The organism is Sphingomonas yabuuchiae, from assembly GCF_014199595.1.
Lineage (GTDB): Bacteria > Pseudomonadota > Alphaproteobacteria > Sphingomonadales > Sphingomonadaceae > Sphingomonas > Sphingomonas yabuuchiae.
In genome coordinates, this window is sequence record NZ_JACHNX010000013.1 from 60,469 (window position 1) to 79,118 (window position 18,650).

At 67.1% G+C, this 18,650-nt stretch carries 11 protein-coding genes; 7 read left to right on the forward strand and 4 right to left on the reverse strand.

The window, feature by feature from the left end; translation table 11 throughout:
- The first annotated feature begins 328 nt into the window (after positions 1–328).
- The 4 genes from GGQ89_RS14695 to GGQ89_RS14710 all read left to right on the forward strand — a co-directional run bounded on the left by GGQ89_RS14695 (position 329) and on the right by GGQ89_RS14710 (position 6,764).
- Positions 329–763, forward strand: coding sequence for a pyridoxamine 5'-phosphate oxidase family protein (locus tag GGQ89_RS14695; protein WP_184106209.1), 435 nt, complete (start codon positions 329–331; stop codon positions 761–763).
- Positions 764–794: 31 nt separating this feature from the next.
- Positions 795–1,787: an SDR family oxidoreductase gene (locus GGQ89_RS14700; RefSeq protein ID WP_184106210.1), complete on the forward strand. Its 993-nt coding sequence runs from the start codon at positions 795–797 to the stop codon at positions 1,785–1,787.
- 95 nt (positions 1,788–1,882) lie between these two features.
- Positions 1,883–3,928, forward strand: coding sequence for a M13 family metallopeptidase (locus tag GGQ89_RS14705; RefSeq protein ID WP_184106211.1), 2,046 nt, complete (start codon positions 1,883–1,885; stop codon positions 3,926–3,928).
- Between the two features lie 400 nt (positions 3,929–4,328).
- On the forward strand, positions 4,329–6,764 hold the full coding sequence (locus GGQ89_RS14710; protein WP_184106212.1) for a TonB-dependent receptor plug domain-containing protein: 2,436 nt from the start codon (positions 4,329–4,331) through the stop codon (positions 6,762–6,764).
- Positions 6,765–6,805: 41 nt separating this feature from the next.
- On the opposite strand, the gene GGQ89_RS14715 is transcribed toward GGQ89_RS14710, so the two are convergent.
- Positions 6,806–8,029, reverse strand: coding sequence for a histidine-type phosphatase (locus GGQ89_RS14715; protein WP_184106213.1), 1,224 nt, complete (start codon positions 8,027–8,029; stop codon positions 6,806–6,808).
- 145 nt (positions 8,030–8,174) lie between these two features.
- Between GGQ89_RS14715 and GGQ89_RS14720 the strand changes: the two genes are divergently transcribed.
- A complete protein-coding gene (locus tag GGQ89_RS14720; protein WP_184106214.1) occupies positions 8,175–9,983 on the forward strand; it encodes a DUF885 domain-containing protein in 1,809 nt (602 codons plus the stop codon).
- A 45-nt stretch (positions 9,984–10,028) separates the two neighbouring features.
- On the opposite strand, the gene GGQ89_RS14725 is transcribed toward GGQ89_RS14720, so the two are convergent.
- Positions 10,029–11,768 (reverse strand): chloride channel protein, encoded by a 1,740-nt coding sequence (locus GGQ89_RS14725; protein ID WP_184106215.1) that lies wholly within the window; start codon positions 11,766–11,768, stop codon positions 10,029–10,031.
- Between the two features lie 254 nt (positions 11,769–12,022).
- Between GGQ89_RS14725 and GGQ89_RS14730 the strand changes: the two genes are divergently transcribed.
- Positions 12,023–13,534 (forward strand): alpha-N-arabinofuranosidase, encoded by a 1,512-nt coding sequence (locus GGQ89_RS14730; protein ID WP_240456311.1) that lies wholly within the window; start codon positions 12,023–12,025, stop codon positions 13,532–13,534.
- A gap of 12 nt (positions 13,535–13,546) precedes the next feature.
- Here the strand turns inward: GGQ89_RS14730 and GGQ89_RS14735 are convergent, their stop codons facing one another.
- Together GGQ89_RS14735 and GGQ89_RS14740 are read right to left on the reverse strand one after the other, a co-directional pair.
- On the reverse strand, positions 13,547–14,845 hold the full coding sequence (locus tag GGQ89_RS14735; protein ID WP_184106217.1) for an aminotransferase class V-fold PLP-dependent enzyme: 1,299 nt from the start codon (positions 14,843–14,845) through the stop codon (positions 13,547–13,549).
- Positions 14,845–17,208, reverse strand: coding sequence for a TonB-dependent receptor plug domain-containing protein (locus GGQ89_RS14740; protein WP_184106218.1), 2,364 nt, complete (start codon positions 17,206–17,208; stop codon positions 14,845–14,847). Before GGQ89_RS14740 ends, GGQ89_RS14735 begins: the two co-directional genes overlap by 1 nt.
- Positions 17,209–17,387: 179 nt before the next feature.
- Here GGQ89_RS14740 and GGQ89_RS14745 point away from each other — a divergent pair, with 179 nt between their 5' ends.
- Positions 17,388–18,497 carry a DNA alkylation repair protein gene (locus GGQ89_RS14745; protein ID WP_184106219.1) on the forward strand — a complete coding sequence of 370 codons (1,110 nt, stop codon included), beginning with the start codon at positions 17,388–17,390 and terminating at the stop codon, positions 18,495–18,497.
- The last annotated feature ends 153 nt before the right edge of the window (positions 18,498–18,650 follow it).

Consider the following 18,650-nt stretch of genomic DNA (forward strand, 5'->3'; position numbering starts at 1 on the left):
GCGGCGGCCTGGTGCTCGGCGGTCTGCATGAGACGTCTTCGGCAACACCGACCCTTACCGCGAAACTCGACGAATAACGACGAACATTTTAGCCATGAGTGACCATCTAATTTCCTGAATAAAAGCGATAAACCTGAACGAATTTGGGTATTGGCGAACATCAGAGGATAAAGCAGTTCTGCGGACACCTCTTCCGCCATCCGACGCTCGCGCTGGTGCGCTTTCAGACCCGATGAACCCTATCGGCTTTCGCCCGTTACGAACTCCGCGCAATTTCAGGGACTTGGCTTTCCGCCAATGCCTGCGACCTTGCCGGGAGAATGATCGCATGGCGACGATGACGCTGCCTGAACTGGCGAAGAAGATGGCCAAGCTCGATTTCGCGATGCTGGCGACGCAAAGCGCGTCCGGGGCGATGACGGCGCGGCCGATGAGCAACAATGGCGATGTCGATTATGACGGCGACAGCTATTTCTTCGCCTATACCCAGTCGCGCAAGGTGGCCGAGATCCAGGCTCAGCCGCTGGTGACGCTCAGCTATACCGGGGCGGTCGGGATGCTGGGCGGGCCGCCGCTATTCGTCGCGATCGAGGGGCGCGCCGCGCTGATCCAGGATCGTGCGCAGTTCGAGGCGCATTGGACCAAGGATCTGGACCGTTATTTCCCCGAAGGCATCGACACGCCAGGCGTGGTCATGATCCGGGTCCATGCCGAGCGTATCCGTTACTGGGATGGCGAAGACGAGGGTGAAATCGCCGCCTGACACCTCCCCTGTCTTCGTGAAGGACATCGACATGAGCGATTTCGAAACCTCGCGACGCGGCGTCCTGGGTGGGGCGGCGCTGGGTCTCGCGGCCACAGCGGCACCGGGCGCGGCGGCGGCGCAGGCGGGTGGCGATAGCGCGCCCAGCCTGCGCGATCCCCGCTCGGCCTATACCAGCACGCCCTTCCCCGAGCAGCGTCAGCCCTGGCCCGCGCTTGCCAGCAAGATGACGCCCCGCCCCGATCATGGCGAGACCAGCTATTGCGGATCGGGCAAGCTGACGGGACGCAAGGCGTTGCTGACCGGCGGGGACAGCGGCATCGGCCGCGCCGCCGCCATCGCCTTTGCCCGCGAGGGAGCCGATGTCGCGATCAACTATTACCCCAGCGAGGAGCCGGACGCGCGCGAGGTCGCAGACCTGATCCGTCAGGCGGGGCGCAAGGCGGTGCTGCTGCCCGCCGACATCCGCACGCAAAAGGCCTGCGAAGAGGTGGTGCGCAAGACGATCGCGCAGCTCGGCGGCCTCGACCTGCTGGTCAACAACGCCGCCTATCAACAGTCCAAGGCGGACATCATGGAGATCAGCGACGAGCAGTTCGTCCGCACCTATGAGACGAACGTCTATCACGTCTTCCGCTTTTCCAAGGCGGCGATCCCGTCGATGCCGCCGGGGTCGGTCATCATCAACACCATCTCGCAGAACAGCTATGATCCGGGCGAGGACCTGATCGACTATGCCTCGACCAAGGCGGCGATCCAGAACCTGACGCGGGGCATGGCCAAGCAGCTGGCCAAGAAGGGTATTCGGGTCAACGCCGTATCGCCCGGCCCGATCTGGACCCCGCTTCAGGTCGCGGGCGGGCAGTTGCCGGACAAGATGCACGAGTTCGGCCAGGACACCTCGCTCGGCCGCGCGGGGCAACCGGCCGAGCTGGCCTCGCTCTATGTCGCGCTGGCGAGCGGCGAGGCGACCTTCTCCACCGGCACCGCCGTCGGCGCGCATGGCGGCAAGGGCTTTCCGTAAGCGGCGATCATGACGTGAAGTTCATGTTATGATCCTTGACTTAAAGGCTGCGAAGGGTGCTCCATCGGGCTTGAACTCCCGATTTCAGGATCATCATGAAGCGCTTTGCCTTTGCGGTTGCCCTCCTCGCCTCTTCCGCCGCCATCGCCCAGACGGGCCTGTTGCCCGGCGTCGACAAGGCGCTGATCGACGACAGCGTCAAACCCGGCGACAATTTAAACGACTATGCCAACGGGACATGGATCAAGACCGCGCAGATTCCGGCGGATCGATCCTCGATCGGAGTCGGGCTGGACGTCTCGCTGCGGGCCGAGGGGCGCACCGCCGCGATCATCAAGGGCGCCGCATCGGCCAAGGGCGCGCCCGGTAGCGACGAACAGCGCATCGCCGATTATTATGCCGCCTATACCGATACCGCCGGGATCGAGGCGCGCGGGCTGACGCCGATCCAGGGCGATCTGGCCGCCATCGCCGCGATCAGGGACAAGCACGACCTGTCGCGCGCGATCGGCGCGGCGATGCGCTCGGACACCGATCCGTTCAACAACAACAATTACGCCAGCACCAACGACCTGTTCGGCCTGTTCATCAGCCAGGATTTGAACCGGCCGACCCGCAACGTGCCCTATCTGATGCAGGGCGGACTGGGCCTGCCCGACCGCGACTATTATCTGTCGGACAAGCCGGAGATGGCGGAAATCCGCACCGCGTATCGCGCCTATCTGACTCAGTTGATGACGCTGGCCGGGCTGTCCGATCCGCAGGCCCGCGCCGACCGGGTCTTCGCGCTGGAGATGAAGATCGCCGCCGCGCAGACCGACATCATCGCCAGCCAGGACGCGCATAAGGGCGACAATCCCTGGACCCGTACCGATTTCGACACCAAGGCTCCCGGCATCGACTGGAATGCCTTCTGGACCGCGTCGGGCGTGCCCGCCGGTCAGCGCGACTTCATCGCGTGGCAGCCGGATGCGATCACCAAGCTGTCGGCCTTGGTCGCCAGCGAGCCGCTGCAAAGCTGGCAGGACTGGCTGGCCTTCCACACCATCAACCAGGTCACGGGTTCGCTGCCCAAGGCGATCGACGATGCCTCGTTCGGCTTTTACGGCCGCACGCTGAACGGCACGCCCGCGCAGCAGCCGCGCGAGAAGCGGGGTATTTCCGCGGTCAACGGCACACTGGGCGAAGCGGTCGGTAAAATCTATGCCGCGCGCTATTTCCCGGCGTCGTCCAAGACCGAAATCCAGACGATGGTGAAGAACATCGTCGCCGCCTTCGACCGCCGCATCGCGGCGCTCGACTGGATGGCACCCGCGACCAAGAAGGAAGCGCGCGCCAAGCTGGCGGTGCTGAAGGTCGGCGTCGGCTATCCCGACCATTGGTGGAATTACCCCAAGTTCGACGTTCGTGCCGACGATCCGGTCGGCAATGCCCAGCGCGCCAGGCTGTCGCTCTATCGCTATCATCTGGCGAAGCTGGGCAAGCCGGTCGATCGCGGCGAGTGGTGGATGACGCCGCAGACGGTGAACGCGGTCAACCTGCCGCTCCAGAACGCGCTGAACTTCCCCGCCGCGATCCTGGAAAGCCCCTATTTCGACCCGAAGTTCGACGCGGCGGCCAATTACGGCGCGATCGGATCGGTGATCGGGCATGAGATCAGCCACAGCTTCGACAATCTGGGGTCCGATTTTGACTCCACCGGGCGGCTGCACAATTGGTGGACACCCGCCGACCTGAAGCGGTTCGAGGGTGCCGGTCAGGCGCTGGTCGCGCAGTATAGCGCCTATGAGGCGCTGCCCGGCCTTCATCTGAACGGCGAGCAGGAACTGGGCGAGAATATCGCCGATGTCGCAGGGCTGACCGCCTCCTATGAGGCGTACAAGGCCTCGCTGGGCGGCAAGCCCGCCCCGGTGATCGACGGGCTGACCGGCGACCAGCGCTTCTTCCTGGCCTTTGCGCAAAGCTGGCGCACCAAGATGCGCGAAAAGGCGCTGCGGGCGCGGATCGCCACCGATGTCCACGCGCCCGCGCCGTGGCGGGTTCTGACCGTGCGGAATCTCGACGCGTGGTACGGCCCGTTCAAGGTGCAGCCCGGCCAGAAACTGTACCTCACGCCCGAACAGCGCGTCCACGTCTGGTAAGTTGCAAGTGGATCGACATTCACAATCCCCTCTTCATTCCCTCTCCCCTGGATAGGGGAGAGGGTTAGCGGAGCTTGCCAGCGTGCTGGCTAGCGCAGCTTGGGTGAGGGGTTGAGCGAGCCAGAGGCTCGCGCGCTCGGGAACCGAGCGCTCCACCCCTCACCCGGCTCCGACTAAGCCTTTGCTTTTGCAAAGACCAAGTCTGCGCAACCCTCTCCCCTCTGTGAGGGGAGAGGGGAGAGTTGTCGACCATCCTGGATGTTTCGCCTTCCCCCCATCCGTCACCGCCAAGCCAACCTTATCGCCCCCCAAGCAAGCCTTGCGCCCCAATTCCCAGCAACGCTGTAGAGATAGGAGCAACAAAGCTCATCTCGTTGATAAGAATAGGGGGAATGACCCGATGCGCACCGCGCGATCCATGCTGCTTGGCGGCACCATGTTGCTGAGCCCGCTGCTGGCGGCACCCGCTCTGGCCCAGAGCACGACCGAGCCGGCCGCCCAGACCGAGGCCGAACCCGCCGCCGCCCCGGCGCAGAACGATATCGTCGTCACCGGCACCCGGGCGCAGGGGCGCAGCCGCCTCGACTCCGTGTCTCCGGTCGACGTGCTGAGCGGCAACGCCCTGCGCGCGCAAGGAACGACGGAGCTGGCCCAGGCGCTGTCGAGCGTCGCGCCCTCGATCGACTTTCCCCGTCAGGCGGCGGTGGACGGCACGGATGCGATCCGCCCGGCCACGTTGCGCGGCCTGTCGCCCGACCAGACGCTGGTGCTGATCAACGGCACGCGCGCGCACACCTCGGCGCTGCTCAACATCAACGGTTCGATCGGACGCGGTGCGGCGGCGGTCGACCTCAACACCATTCCGACGGTCGCGCTCGACCGAGTGGAGGTGCTGCGCGACGGCGCGTCGGCGCAATATGGCTCGGACGCGATTGCGGGCGTGGTCAATCTGCGGCTGCGCGAGGCCCGTTCGGGCGGCGGCGCGAACGTGACCTTTGGCACCTTCGCCACCCAATATGACGCCGCGCGCACCTCGCGATCGGTACGCGACGGCGAGTCCGTGACGATCAGCGGCTGGAAGGGCTTCGGCCTGGGCAGCGACGGCTTCCTGACGCTGTCAGGCGAATATGTCGCGCGCCAGCCGACCAACCGCGCCGATATCGACCCGCGCGGCCCCGCACCACAGCGCATCCGCGCCCGCTTCGGCGACCCACAGATCGAACAGGGCACCGTCTATCTCAGCGCCGCGCTGCCCCTCGGCGACAGCGGCTTGACGGCTTACGCCAATGGCGGTTTCCAGCAGCGCGACAGCGAAAGCGCCGCCTTCCCGCGTGTCGCGGGGGCGAACGCCGTCAATGTCGAGGCGGTTCGGGGCCTGTATCCGGACGGCTTCCTGCCGCTGATCGGCACGACGTCGCGCGATTATACTGCGACCGGCGGCGTGCGCGGAATGATCGGCGACTGGAATGCCGACCTGACTGTCAGCTATGGCCGCAACACGATCGACTTCGCGACGCTGAACTCGGCCAATTCGACCTATGGCAACGCCACGCTACGCGACTTTGACGATGGTAGCCTGACCTATGACCAGCTCGTCACCGGGCTGGACCTGTCGCGCGAATATTCGCTCGGCGCGGCGGTCTTCAACGTCGCGGCGGGTGCCGAATATCGCCGCGAGGGCTTCAAGATCGAGGCGGGCCAGCCCGAAAGCTACAACCGCGCGCCCGGCGCCGCCGCCAATCTGGCGTCGGGTGCGCAGGGTTTCGTCGGCTTCCGGCCGGAAAACCAGGTCGACGCGCATCGCAGCAACGGCAGCCTGTATCTGGATGTCGAGGCCAAGCTGTGGGATCGCCTGACCCTGGGTGCGGCCGTCCGTGGTGAGAGCTATTCGGACTTTGGCGAGACGGCGACCGCAAAATTCTCGGCCCGCTACGACGTCGCACCGTGGCTGGCCTTCCGTGGCACGCTGTCCACCGGCTTCCGTGCGCCGTCGCTGCAACAGCAATATTATACCTCGACCCAGACGCTGGTGACCAACGGCACCATCCTGGAAACCGGCCTCTATCCGGTCGACAGCACGCTCGCCCGGACGCTGGGCGCACTGCCGCTGGAGCCGGAGAAGTCGCGCAACTATTCGCTGGGCACGGTCGTGCGCTTCGGCGGGTTCAGCCTGACGGTCGACGGCTATCGCATCCGCATCCGCAACCAGATCGTGCTGTCGGAGAATATCCAGTCCTCGGCCAGCGCGCAGGTTGCTGGCCTTCTGTCGCCGTTCGGCGTGCAGGCGGCGCGCTTCTTCATCAACGGCGTCCAGACCACCACCAAGGGGCTGGACATCGTCGCCGCCTATAATTGGCGCAGCGAGACGCTGGGCAATTTCAATTTGAGCGCGGCGGCGAACATCAACGACCTGTCCGTCGACCGGGTGCCGACCTCGACGGCCGCACTGAACCCCGCGCCCAGCCTGTTCGGCCGCAACCGCATCCTGACCATCGAACAGGGCACGCCGCGCACCAAGATCGTCGGCTCGGTCGACTGGACCCGTCAGGCGGTCGGCGCGACGCTGCGCGCGGTGCATTATGGCGATGTCCTGCAACCCGGATCGGTGGTCGCCAACGACCTCTATACCGGCCCGCGGACTATCGTCGATTTGGAGGGGCGGTACCGCTTCAACGACAATGTGTCGCTGGCGCTGGGGGCGTCGAACCTGTTCGACGTCTATCCCCGCACGACACCCGCCGCGCTCAACAACAATGGCGTGACGGCGTTTCCGTACTATTCGCCCTTCGGCTTCAACGGGCGGCAGCTTTACGGCCGGTTGAACCTGACCTGGTAAGGCCCGCCAATTCCTCCCCATCTTTGATGGGGAGGAATGGTTTAGCGGGTAAGCTGTGCCTGAAACGCCTGCATCGTGCAGAGCCCCACCACGCCCCGCGCCTTGCAGCCTGCGATCGGCAGCACCGCGACGTAAGGGGCCTCCACCGCCGGATCGGCCAGCTTGCGGATCTGCTCGACAGTCTGCGAGCGATAGAGCGCGCGGACATAAGCCTGCCCCCGCGCATCGACCAGCCGCTCCAGCACGATCGCCCCGGCCGGCGCGGGATCATCCGCCGCCAGCCCCGGCACCTTCCAATGCAGGTCGAGCAGCCCGCCCAGGCTGGCGATATTGGTGTCGTGGCCCGAGATCATCGTGATCACCGGCCCCTTGCCCGCCGTCAGCCCCTCGACGATCAACGGCGCGATCCCCGCCATATTCGCCTTGGCGACATAGCGCGGGCGGGCGAGCAGCCGGAATTCCTCGGCATGGAAGACGCCCAGCCGCTCGATATCGGCGGGCGTGGCACGGCCCCAGCCGACCTCTGCCATCGGCTTGCCCTCGGCATATTCGAGCAGCAGGATCTGCGCCGCCGTGGAGGCGCGGTCGACCGCCCCGGTCAGCTTGGGCCGCTTGTCGCGCTTGGCCGGAGCCAAGCTGGTCGGAGCCTGCCGCACGCCGCATGTCGGCGAGGCAGGCGCGCAGAGGATCGCGTCGAGCCGCGCCAGTTCAGGCGCCAGCCGCTTGTCGAGCGCCACGAGCCCGGCCTCGCCCCCTGCCCCGGCCAGCACGGCGGCCCGCGCCTTCGCCGCATCGAACGCCACCGCTCGCTCGTCGATCGGTGAGAAGATCGGGTCGGCCACGTCTTGCGGCTTGTGATCGATCGCGACGGGGCAGCCGGGCGCGAGCGCCGCGGCATAGGCCTCGGCCGTGCGGATCGTCCGTTCGTCGCTGTCGGCGACGATCCGGATTGTGGCGCAACCCGATCGCGGCAGCAGGCCCGCCGCCGTCCAGGCTTGCCGGTCATAACCACCCAAGCGCTCGACGCCGCTGCGCCCGTGCGGAGTCAGATAACCGGGCGCGACCGGCCAGCTTGGCCAAGCCTGGTTCGTGGTGCCTTCGGGCATGGGCGGCGACTTGGTCGGCGGGCGGACACCATGCCGCATCAGCAGCACGACCCGGTCGAGCTTCAGTCCCTGCGGCACGGCAGGCCCTTGTGCGAAAGCCGTTCCCGCCAGCAACAGGCCCAAGGCCGAAGCCCCCCCAAGTCGCGCAAAATTCTTCATAAATCGCCCGCCCCTTCTATCGTCACGGCAGGCGGTAGGGCGGTGGCAAGACAGGAAAGCGACATGGGCATGAACTTTATGTTACAACTGCAAGGCGGCCGCATCCCCGTTTGACCTGTGCCCCTGCGCCGGTCATCCTGGCGGCATGACCAGCTTCTTCTCCCGTCGTGAAACCCTGGCGGGTATGACCGCCCTCTCCGCCGCCGCCTCCGTCCGGGCGGCCAGCCCGGCCAGCGATGTGGGAGCCCTGCTCGATCGGCTGGCGTGGCAGCTGCTCGAACTCGTGCCCGAGCGGGCGACCACTTTGGGCGTGGATACCGGCACCCATGCCGATCTGCGACGCAGGCTGGAGGATCGCTCGCCCGCCGGTATCGCGGCGCGGCAGCGTTTCCTGACCGATGGCCTGAAACAGGTGGCGCGGGTGCCGCGCACCGGGCTCGATCCAGCGACGTTGACCAGTCTTGCGGTGGTCGAAAGCGCGTTCCGGACCGCGCTGGACGGCATGGCGTTACCCTATGGCGTCGCGACGATCGGGGACTGGCGGAACACGCCCTATGCCGTCATTCAGAATGTCGGTGCTTGGCTGGACGTGCCGCAGATGCTGGACGGTGACCAGCCGGTTCGCGACAAGGCCGATGCGGAGGCCTATCTCGCCCGCCTCGCCGCCATGCCCGCGCAGCTGGATGGAGAGACGGTGCGGATCCGGCAGGCACGCGAACAGGGGCTGGTGCCGCCGTCCTTCCTGCTCGACAAGACGATCAAGGGCATGACCGGCACCATTGCCGAGGCGGCGAAGGCCGACGGCCCGCTGATCGGCCCACTCGCGCGCAAGACGACCGCGATCCCCGGCGACTGGACGAACCGTGCCGCGCAGATCGTGCGCTCGGCCATCGTGCCCGCACTGGAGCGGCAACTGGCCGAGTTGCAGGCGCAGCGCGGCGTGGCGATCGCGGCACCCGGCATGAATGTCCGCCCGCATGGCCCGGAATGGTATGGCTGGGGCCTTCGCGCCGGGACGACGACGCGGCGCAGCGCGGCCGATCTGCACGCCATGGGCCAGGCCCGGCTCGCCGATCTCCAGGCGCAGATGGACACGATCCTGCGCAGCGAAGGACTGACCCAGGGCAGCGTCGCCGAGCGGGCCATCGCCTATCAAAAGCGACCCGGCATCGGCTTTCCCGATGGTGACGAAGGGCGGCGGCAGATCGTCGCCTATATGGAGGGCCGGATCGACGCGATCCGCCCGCGCCTGCCCGATGCGTTCCGGCGGCTGGCGCGTGGGAATCTGGAAATCCGGCGGATGCCGGTGGCGCAGGAGCCCGGCGCCCCTGCGGCCTATGGAGGCCCCGGCACCATCGACGGCAGCGTGCCGGGCAAGGTCTGGGTCAATCTGGGCGATCCGTCGATCCACAACCGCGTCACCATCCCCGATCTCGTCTATCATGAGGGGATACCGGGCCATGTCTGGCAGGGCGAATATGCGCAGAAGCTGCCGCTGATCCGCTCGATCCTGGCGTTCAACGCCTATTCGGAGGGCTGGGCGCTCTATTCCGAACAGCTCGCCGACGAGCTGGGCATGTACCGCGACGATCCCGCCGGGCGGCTCGGCTATCTGATGGGCCTCGCCTGGCGCGCGGTGCGGCTGATCGTCGACACCGGCATCCATGCGATCGGCTGGTCGCGCGACAAGGCGCTGGCCGAGTTCATCGCCGCCACCGGCCTGCCCCGCAGCAATGCCGAGAGCGAGGTGGACCGCTATTGCTCCTGGCCGGGTCAGGCCTGCGGCTACGAGGTCGGGCGGGCCGAGATCGTGTCGCAGCGCACCCGCGCGCAAAAGGCGCTCGGGACACGCTATGACCTGCGCGATTTCGACCAGGCGGTGGTCGATGGCGGCAACGTGCCGCTGAACGTGCTGGCGGAGAATGTGACCCGCTATATCGACGGCGTGCGCTGAACCCGGCCCATTCCTCCCCTGCAAGGGAGAGGAATGAGCGGCCTTCTAATCCTCGCCGAACAACGCCCGCTGCGCCTTGTCCATCTCCTCGGCATAGCGGCGGCGGACATAGGGTTCGGATAGCAGGCCCAGTACCGTACGGTCCGGACCGACGACCGCCATTTCGTCGGCCCCGGCCGCGTCGAGGGCGCGCATGACCGCCTTCACATCCGCCTCGGGCGCCAGCGCATGGTCGCGCTGGATGGCGAGCGTCGCGATCGGCTCGGCGGGGTCCAGCCCGTCGATATAGGCGCGCGCGGTCTGGACGATCCCGGCATAATGGTCCTGTTCGTCGACCAGCACGACGCGACTGGTCGATCCCAGCGGAAAGGCGCGGCGAAATTCGGCGATCGTCCATTGGGCAGGCGTCGCACGCTCGACCCGGCGCATCATGCGGCCAGCGGTCAGGGTGCGCATCCAGCCGACATCGCGCGCGCTCTTGATCGTCTCGCCGCGCAGGTGAAGCCGCCAGGTCGAGAAGGAATAGCCGAACGTCTCGCGCACGATGGTCGTCGTGACCAGCGAGGCCGCGATCGTCGCCCCCGCCAGCGAGAAGTCGTGCGTCGCCTCCAGCACCAACATTGCCATGGTCATCGGCCCGCCGACCACCGCCACCGCAAAGGCCGCCATGCCGACCAGCGCGGCATTTTGCGGATCGACGACCGGCGCGCCGACCATCAGGCCGATCAGATCGGCATAGATATGGCCGAGCAGGCTGCCGAGGAACAGCGAGGCGAAGAACAGGCCGCCGCGAAAACCGAAACCCAGCGACACGATCGACGCCGCGCTCTTCATCACGAAGATGGCGGCGAGGAAGCTGAGCGGCAGGCCATATTCCAGGTCGAGATGCAACGCCCCGTGCCCTGCCGACAGCACCTGCGGCGTCAGCCAGGCGAGCGGCATCAGAAGGACGCCCCCCAGGACCGGCCGCCACGCCGCCGGGATCGGCAGACGACGGGTCAGCGTCTCCATCTCCGCGACCGCGCGCATCAGCACGATGCCCAGCGCCGCCGCCACTGCGCCCAGCCCGGCATAGATGAGGTAATGATGGGTCAGCACCGCTTCGCCCGCGACGGCGTTGACCAGATAGGGCTGTGCGCCCAGCATCTGCGCGACCAGCACCCCGGTCAGGGCGGCGGCGGCGACCGGCGCGATGGCGGCGGGCGTATAGGCGCCGATCACGATCTCGAAAGCATAGAAGGCCCCGGCCAGCGGCGCGCCGAAGGCCCCCGCGATCGCCGCGCCCGTCCCTGCCCCGACCAGCACGCGCAGATCGCCGCGCCGCAGCCGCAACCAGCCGCCGGTGATCGAGGCCAGCCCCGCCCCCAGCTGCGCATAAGCCGCCTCCAGCCCGACTGAGGCGCCGAAGCCGTTGGAGAGGATCGTCTGGCCGGAGATCACCAGGCTGTCCGACCAGGACATGCGCCCGCCGTGCAGCGCATTGGCCTCCACCGCGTCGACCAGCCGCCGCTTGCGCGCACCCGTGATCCGCGAGAACAGGACGAGCACCAATCCCCCCAGCGGCAGGGCCAGCAGTCCCCAGGCCGGGACGGTCGTGCTGGCGCTCAGGCGTTGATCCACCTCCAACGTGAACAGCAACCGCTGCAACCCTCGCGCGATGGCCCCCTGCACGACGCTCAGCAATCCCGCCGCCGCACCGATCGCGATGGCGAGCAGGACCAGGCTCGCTTCGCTGGATCGGACCCGGTGGCGGAACCAGGACGGCGAGAGTCGGGGGATGGACATGGCGCCGGCTATGTCGCGAAAGCGGCGGGCCTGCCAGAGCCGCCAGCCGCCTTCAGTTCAGGGGGAATGACAGGTTGCATATGCAAATGGGTGGCATTACTCTTACAATATAAGATATCGGGGGAGGATCGGGGATGGGTAGATTTGCCTTTTCGCATCGTATTGCTTGGGTCGGCAGCTTCGTACTAGCGCTCTCAACGGCAACGGCGCCAGCAGCCGCAGCGAACGGTGAAACGACGGCGCCGCGCACCACTTTGTTGCTTCATGCCGACCGTCCCGGCCCCCGTATCGCGCCCGAGATTTACGGCCAATTTGTCGAACATCTCGGACGCGGCGTTTATGAGGGCATCTGGGTCGGCGAGGGCTCGCCAATCCCCAATACGCGCGGCATCCGCAACGACGTGACCCAGGCGCTGCGGCAGGCGAAGGTGCCGGTGATCCGCTGGCCCGGCGGGTGTTTCGCCGACGGCTATCACTGGCGGGACGGCATCGGCCCGCGCGACAAACGGACACGCAGCATCAACGCGGCCTGGGGCAACGCGCCCGATTCCAATGCCTTTGGCACGCATGAGTTCATGGACTTTCTGGACCAGATCGGGGCCAGGCCCTTCGTATCGGTCAATGTCGGATCGGGCAGCGTGCGCGAGGCCGACGAGTGGCTGCGCTACATGACCGCGCCCGTCGAAAGCTCGGCCGGGGCGGAGCGCGCCGCCAATGGCCGTGCCGCCCCATGGGCGGTGCCCTATGTCGGCGTCGGCAACGAAAGCTGGGGTTGTGGCGGAAAGATGACGGCCGAAACCTATGTCGCCCAGTATCGCCAATATGCCGCCAACCTGCGCACCTTTGGGGGCGGCCCGACGAAGCTGATCGCGGTGGGCGCGGACACCGACGATTATGAGTGGACCGAAAAGGTCATGGCCGGAACGATGAAGTCACGGCCCAATCCCACCCCGCTCGCCTATATCAATCCCCGGCCGCTCCTGTGGGGGCTGTCGCTCCACTTCTACACCTTCACCGGCAATGACTGGTATGCCAAGGGCCGCAATGTCGGCTTCACCCGCGACGACTGGGCCAAGGCGCTGGGCCGGGCGCAGCTGACCGACGAGATGGTCCGTCGCCACTCCGCGATCATGGACCGCTACGACCCCGAAAAGAAGGTCGCTCTGGTCGTCGACGAATGGGGCGCCTGGTTCAACAGCGAAAAGGACGCGCCCTCCGCCCTCTATCTGGAGAGTACGCTGCGCGACGCGGTGATTGCGGGCCTCAGCCTCAACATCTTCAACAACCATGCCGACCGGGTGCGGATGGCCAATATCGCGCAGATGGTGAACGTCATCCAGTCGCTGATCCTGACCCGGGGCAAGGAGATGGTGGTGACGCCGACCTGGCACGTCTTCGACCTGTACAAGGTGCATCAGGGCGCGACGCAGATTCCGGTCGATGTCGATACGCCGAACTATGTCCAGGGCGCGACGCGCCTGCCGACGATCAGCGCCTCGGCGTCGCGCGATGCGGCGGGCAAGCTGCACCTGTCGATCGTCAACCTCGACCCCGACAAACCCGCGCCCGTGGACATGGTGGCAAGCGCCCTGTCCGGCCGACGCGCCCAGGCATCCGCGATCACCGCCGACCGCATCGACCGGCCGGTACAGTTCGGCCAGCCCGATCCCTTCGTGCCCCAGCCGGTAAAGGCCGTCGCGATCAGGGGCGACCGCCTGACCCTGACCGTTCCCGCCCGGTCGGTCACGCTGGTGACCGTGGAGTAACGCAGTCCTTCGCTAACCTCTCCCCTCGGCGAGGGGCGAGGGAGGGAAAGACGCGACGAGATCGGGCAAGGCAGCGGCCAGCCGGTCGACCTCCGCCATCGATGTGAACAGTGCGGGCGTGACGCGGATACATGCACCCTTGGCCGGGCCGGTGCGATGGACGGTGAAGACGCGGTGCCGGTCGAGCAGCCGCTTGGCCAGTTCGGCATTGCCTTGCGCGCTCGTCACGCCGTCGATGCGGAAGGACGTGATCGCGCCGTGCAAGGCCGGATCGTCGGGCGTCAGCACGGTAATCCCCGGAACCTGCCGCGCCCGCGCCACCCAGCGATCGCGCAAGGCCCTCAGTCGCGCGGCCCGCGCCGCCCGGTCGATCCGCCGCTGATAGGCCAGCGCCGCCGGTGCGGTCAGCCATGCGGCATAGTCCAGCGTGCCCGTATGGACCCGCGACAGCAGGCTGTCCGGTCCCCCCGCATCCTCGGCAGGATCGCGGTCGATCCGCGCCAGTGCGGGACGACGGATATGGAGGATCCCCGTCCCCAGCGGCGCCCCCAGCCATTTATGCCCGTTCAGCCCGACAAAGTCGCAGTCGAGATCGGACAGCGCGAAGTCCAGTTGCTGCCAGCTATGCGCCGCATCGACGACGACATCGATCCCCCGCGCCCGCGCCATCGCGGCGATCTCCCGCACCGGCAGGACCAGCCCGGTGCGGTGGCTGAGATGGGTCAGCAGGATCAGCTTCAGCCGGGGCTCCGCCGCCATGGCTTGCGCATAGGCGTCGATCAGCGCCTGCCGCGTCGCGGGTTCCGGCAGGGCGATCCGCCGCACCCGAACCCCGCGCCGGGGGCCCAGGCTCTCCATACAAGCCTGCATGCTGTCATAGTCGAGATCGGCGTACAGCACCGCATCGCCGGGCGAGAGGCGGTTATAGCCCAGGATCAGCGCCTTCAGCGCCTCGGTCGCGTTGCGGGTGAAGGCGATCTCCTCAGGCGGCACGCCCAGCTCGTTCGCCCCCGCCTCTCGCGCGGCGCGCAGATCGGCCAGCATGCCCCGGCGCGCATAATAGCTGGTGTCGCGGTTCACCCGCGCGACGGCCTGCTCATAGGCCAGCCGCACGGGCCGTGCCATCGCACCCCAATTGCCGTTTTCCAGCTGGACGATGCCGTCGGACGGTCGATCATAATCCGCCGCGACACCCGCCCAGAAAGTTTCGTCATCGGGTCCCGGCGCATGGGCCCGCGTCGGGGCGGCGATCCCCGGCAGCGGGACGACCGCCGCCATCCCGCCTGCCAGCATCATGCGCCGGTCGATCATCAGAAGCTGACCCCGACGCGCACATAATAACGCCCGCCATCGGTGTCATAGGGGGCATTGCGCGAGTAGATCAGGCCGCGATTGGCCTGGTTGGTCGCCTCGGCGGGATAGGTGTCGAAGATATTCTCCGCCCCGCCCCGGAGCGAGATGTTGGGCGTGATGCGATAGGTGAGCGAGGCGTCGAACAGCGCGATGCCGCCGAAGCGCTGGAACAGCTCGCCCGTCGCATTGCCCGTCACATCAGTCCACGGCCCGTAATAACGCCCGCGCAGCATCACCCCGACCGGGCCGATATCATAGCCCAGCGTGCCGGTCGCATTGTGACGCGGCAGCCGTTCCTCGAAGATGCGCCGCTGCGTCTCGTTGGCGATCGCCGCGCTGGTGCCGCTGCGCACCTGGGTGCGGTTGTAATTATAGGCCAGGGTCGCGCTGGCCCGCCCGCCGCCGATCTGGCGGTTATAGCCCAGCACCATGTCGACGCCCCGCGTGCGCGTGTTGAAGTCGTTGGTAAAGTAGCTGATCGAGGTGAAGCGATTGGGATTGGCCAAGGTCGTCGGGATGGCGATCGTCGCCGACTGGCTGAACCGGTCGTCGACATCGATCTGATAGAGATCGACCGTCGCGGTGAAGCCTATCTGCGTCTGCACCGCCAGCCCCACGGTCGCATTGCGCGAGGTTTCGGGGCGCAGCGGCTTGGCGCCGAGCGCGATCGCCAGCGGATCGCTGGGCGCCAGGCGGCCCTGGTTGAACACTTGGAGCGTGCGGGTGTCGAGCCCCTGGCTGACCACTCGCGTGTTCAACTGCGCGGGCGTCGGCGCACGAAAGCCGGTCGAATAGGTGCCGCGCAGCGCCAGCCACGACACCGGCTCTACGCGGCCCGACAGCTTGTAGGTGAACTTGTCGCCGAAGCTGGAGAAATCCTCATAGCGTCCCGCCGCGCCGAGCGAGACGATCGACACCGGCCGCCAGGCGAGGTCGACATAGCCCGCATGGCTGCTCTGCCGGAAATGGCCCGCCTGTTGCGGGCCGAAGCCGGGGAAGCCGTTGGAATTGGGCGCCAGCCCCGTCGCCGCCCCCGGCCCGATGGCGTAGGAGGCTGGGTCGCCGGTGCCGACGACATAACGCTCGATCCGACGCTCGCCGCCAAAGGCGATGTTCAGCGGCTCGACCCCGCCGATGGGCAGGCGATAGACGAAATCGGCGTTCAGGTTCGTCTCGACCTGGGTCAGCCGCCCCAGATAGAAGCGCGTCGGGCTGTTCGGCCCCAACGAGGCGTTCAGGCTCTCGGCGAGCGTATAGTCGATGCGGCTGCGGCCCGACGACGCGCTGATGTCGTAGGAAAAGGCATCGGACAGTTCGCCGCGCACCCCGCTATCGGCCTGGATGTCGGCGAAGCGCGTTCCGAAACGCGGCGTAAAGCCGACCGGATAGATGCTGCGGAAGCTGAAACCCGGAAAGGCGCTGCTGGCATTATAGACGCTACCCGTCCCCGCCGGATTGCGCCAGTTGAAATCGGTCACGCCCTCCCCCTGCTGTGCCGTGCCAAAGGCATAGAGGGTCGCGCCGGGCGCCAGCTCGTAATGCATGTCGAGCGCCCCGCGCAGCCGCTCCTCGTCCGGCTGGCCCCAGCGCTGGACGGGATTGGGAACGGTCAGGGTCGGATTGGCCGCCTGGAACGCGATGGCGTCGGGGCGCTGGCGGGTGCGCGAGGTGGCCTCGGCATGTTCGAACTGGCCGATGAAGACGATCGCGCCGCGCTCGCCCAGCGCGATGCCGCCGCGCATGCCCGACTGATAATCATTGCCGTCGCCCGCATCATATCGGCCGAACTGGCCATAGGCTTCCATGCCGGGCGCATCGTCGAGGATGATGTTGATGACGCCCGCAATCGCGTCCGACCCATATTGCGCCGAGGCCCCGTCACGCAGCACCTCGATCCGTTTGATCGCCAGGCTGGGGATGCTGGCGAGGTCGGGGGCCTGCGCCCCGCGTGTGCCGAGCAGCGCCGAGCGATGGTAACGCTTGCCGTTGACCAGCACGAGCGTCTGGTCCGCCGACAGCCCGCGCAAGGTGGCTGGGCGGACGAACGCCTGCCCGTCCGCCGCCGGCAGGCGCTGCACGTTGAAGGAGGGCAACAGCTGCGCCAGCGTGTCGTTCAGATCGCCCGACACGCCCGAGCGGATCAGCGTTTCGGGGAGCACGTCGACGGGGGCCAGCGTATCGAACTGCGTCCGGCCCCGCTCGCGGGTGCCGGTGACGATCACATCGCTGTCCGCGCCCGGCTCCGGCACGGCCTGCGCCCAGGCTGCGGAGGCAAAGGACAGATGCAGCGCCACGACGGCGCTGGCGGTAACGAATTTCATGATGAAGCCTTCCCCATAGGCGATGCGCGTGGCGCTTGCGGGGGCTGCGCCTATGGCCGGGACGTTTCAGCCGCGTTACGTCCCGGCGGCGGTTTGATGACGGCATTTTGCGCACACGATGCCGCGCCGATGCGGTAACGATCGCCACCAGCGATATTCCAGGCGGACGACCGACCCTCATGAGCGACGCGAAAACCTATCCCCTGATGAAGGACATTCTGGGCGTCGCGGCGGTGACGATCATCGCCGATGCAGGTGTGGCGGCGTCGCCCGTCTTCGACCGCAGGGCATTCCTCGACGCGGCGCTGAACGGACTCGACGGGCTGTCGATCATGGAACGGGTGCGCCATATCGCCGACGCGCTCCATGAAGCTATGTCCACCGATTACGCCACCGCAATCCATGTCGTCAGGGCCATCGCGCCGCACCTGACGCACAGTTTCCAGGCGATCGCCGTCACCGAGTTCGTCGCCCGGCAAGGGTTGGGCGATTTCGATCGGTCGATGGAGGCGCTGGCCGACCTGACCCGGTTCGGCTCGGCGGAGTTCGCCATCCGCCCGTTCCTCGCCGCCGATCCCGCGCGGACCCTGGCGCAGATGCTCCGCTGGACGGACCACCCGAACGAGCATGTCCGCCGCCTCGCCAGCGAGGGCAGCCGCCCGCGCCTGCCCTGGGCCTCGCGCGTCCCGGCGCTGCGGGACGATCCGACGCTGGCCGCCCCGATCCTGGATGCGTTGCGCGACGATCCCAGCCTCTATGTCCGCAAATCGGTCGCCAACCACCTGAACGATATCGGCAAGGATCGCCCCGACTGGCTGGTCGAGCATCTGCACGGCTGGGATCGCGAGACGCCGCGCACGGCCTGGATCGTCCGCCATGCACTTCGTTCGCTGATCAAGAAGGGCGATCCGCGTGCCCTGGCGCTGATCGGGGTAGCGCATGGGGCACAGGTGCGGGTCGCCTGTTTCACCGTCGAGCCCGCAACCGTGGAATTGGGCGAGGCCGTGACGATCACGGCGGAGCTGGCGTCCCTCGCCCAAGCCGACCAGCGCCTCGTCGTCGACTATCGCCTCCATTATGCGCGGGGTGCGAGCAAGACGGCGGCCAAGGTCTTCAAGCTCAAGACCTTCGATCTTGCCGGATCGGCCTCCGCCACCCTGGGCATCCGTCAAGTCATGCGCGACTTCAGCACGCGCCGCCACCATCCCGGTCGCCATGAGGTGGAGCTGTTGGTCAACGGCCTGACCATGGCCACCGCCGCGTTCGATCTGGTTATGGACGACAGTTAAGCGGCGTCCGAAACCATCTCTTCCTTCCCTCGCCCCTCGCAGAGGGGAGAGGGTTGCGCAGACTTGGTCTTTGCGAGAGCAAAGGCCTAGTCGGAGCTGGGTGAGGGGTGAAGCGCTCGCTTGGCGAGCGCGCGAGCCTTTGGGCTCGCTCCA

Coding starts and splice junctions, on each gene's coding strand:
- GGQ89_RS14695 (WP_184106209.1), top strand. CDS start 329: ATGGCGACGATGACGCTGCCTGAACTGGCGAAGAAGATGGCCAAGCTC.
- GGQ89_RS14700 (WP_184106210.1), top strand. CDS start 795: ATGAGCGATTTCGAAACCTCGCGACGCGGCGTCCTGGGTGGGGCGGCG.
- GGQ89_RS14705 (WP_184106211.1), top strand. CDS start 1,883: ATGAAGCGCTTTGCCTTTGCGGTTGCCCTCCTCGCCTCTTCCGCCGCC.
- GGQ89_RS14710 (WP_184106212.1), top strand. CDS start 4,329: ATGCGCACCGCGCGATCCATGCTGCTTGGCGGCACCATGTTGCTGAGC.
- GGQ89_RS14715 (WP_184106213.1), bottom strand. CDS start 8,029: ATGAAGAATTTTGCGCGACTTGGGGGGGCTTCGGCCTTGGGCCTGTTG.
- GGQ89_RS14720 (WP_184106214.1), top strand. CDS start 8,175: ATGACCAGCTTCTTCTCCCGTCGTGAAACCCTGGCGGGTATGACCGCC.
- GGQ89_RS14725 (WP_184106215.1), bottom strand. CDS start 11,768: ATGTCCATCCCCCGACTCTCGCCGTCCTGGTTCCGCCACCGGGTCCGA.
- GGQ89_RS14735 (WP_184106217.1), bottom strand. CDS start 14,845: ATGATCGACCGGCGCATGATGCTGGCAGGCGGGATGGCGGCGGTCGTC.
- GGQ89_RS14740 (WP_184106218.1), bottom strand. CDS start 17,208: ATGAAATTCGTTACCGCCAGCGCCGTCGTGGCGCTGCATCTGTCCTTT.
- GGQ89_RS14745 (WP_184106219.1), top strand. CDS start 17,388: ATGAGCGACGCGAAAACCTATCCCCTGATGAAGGACATTCTGGGCGTC.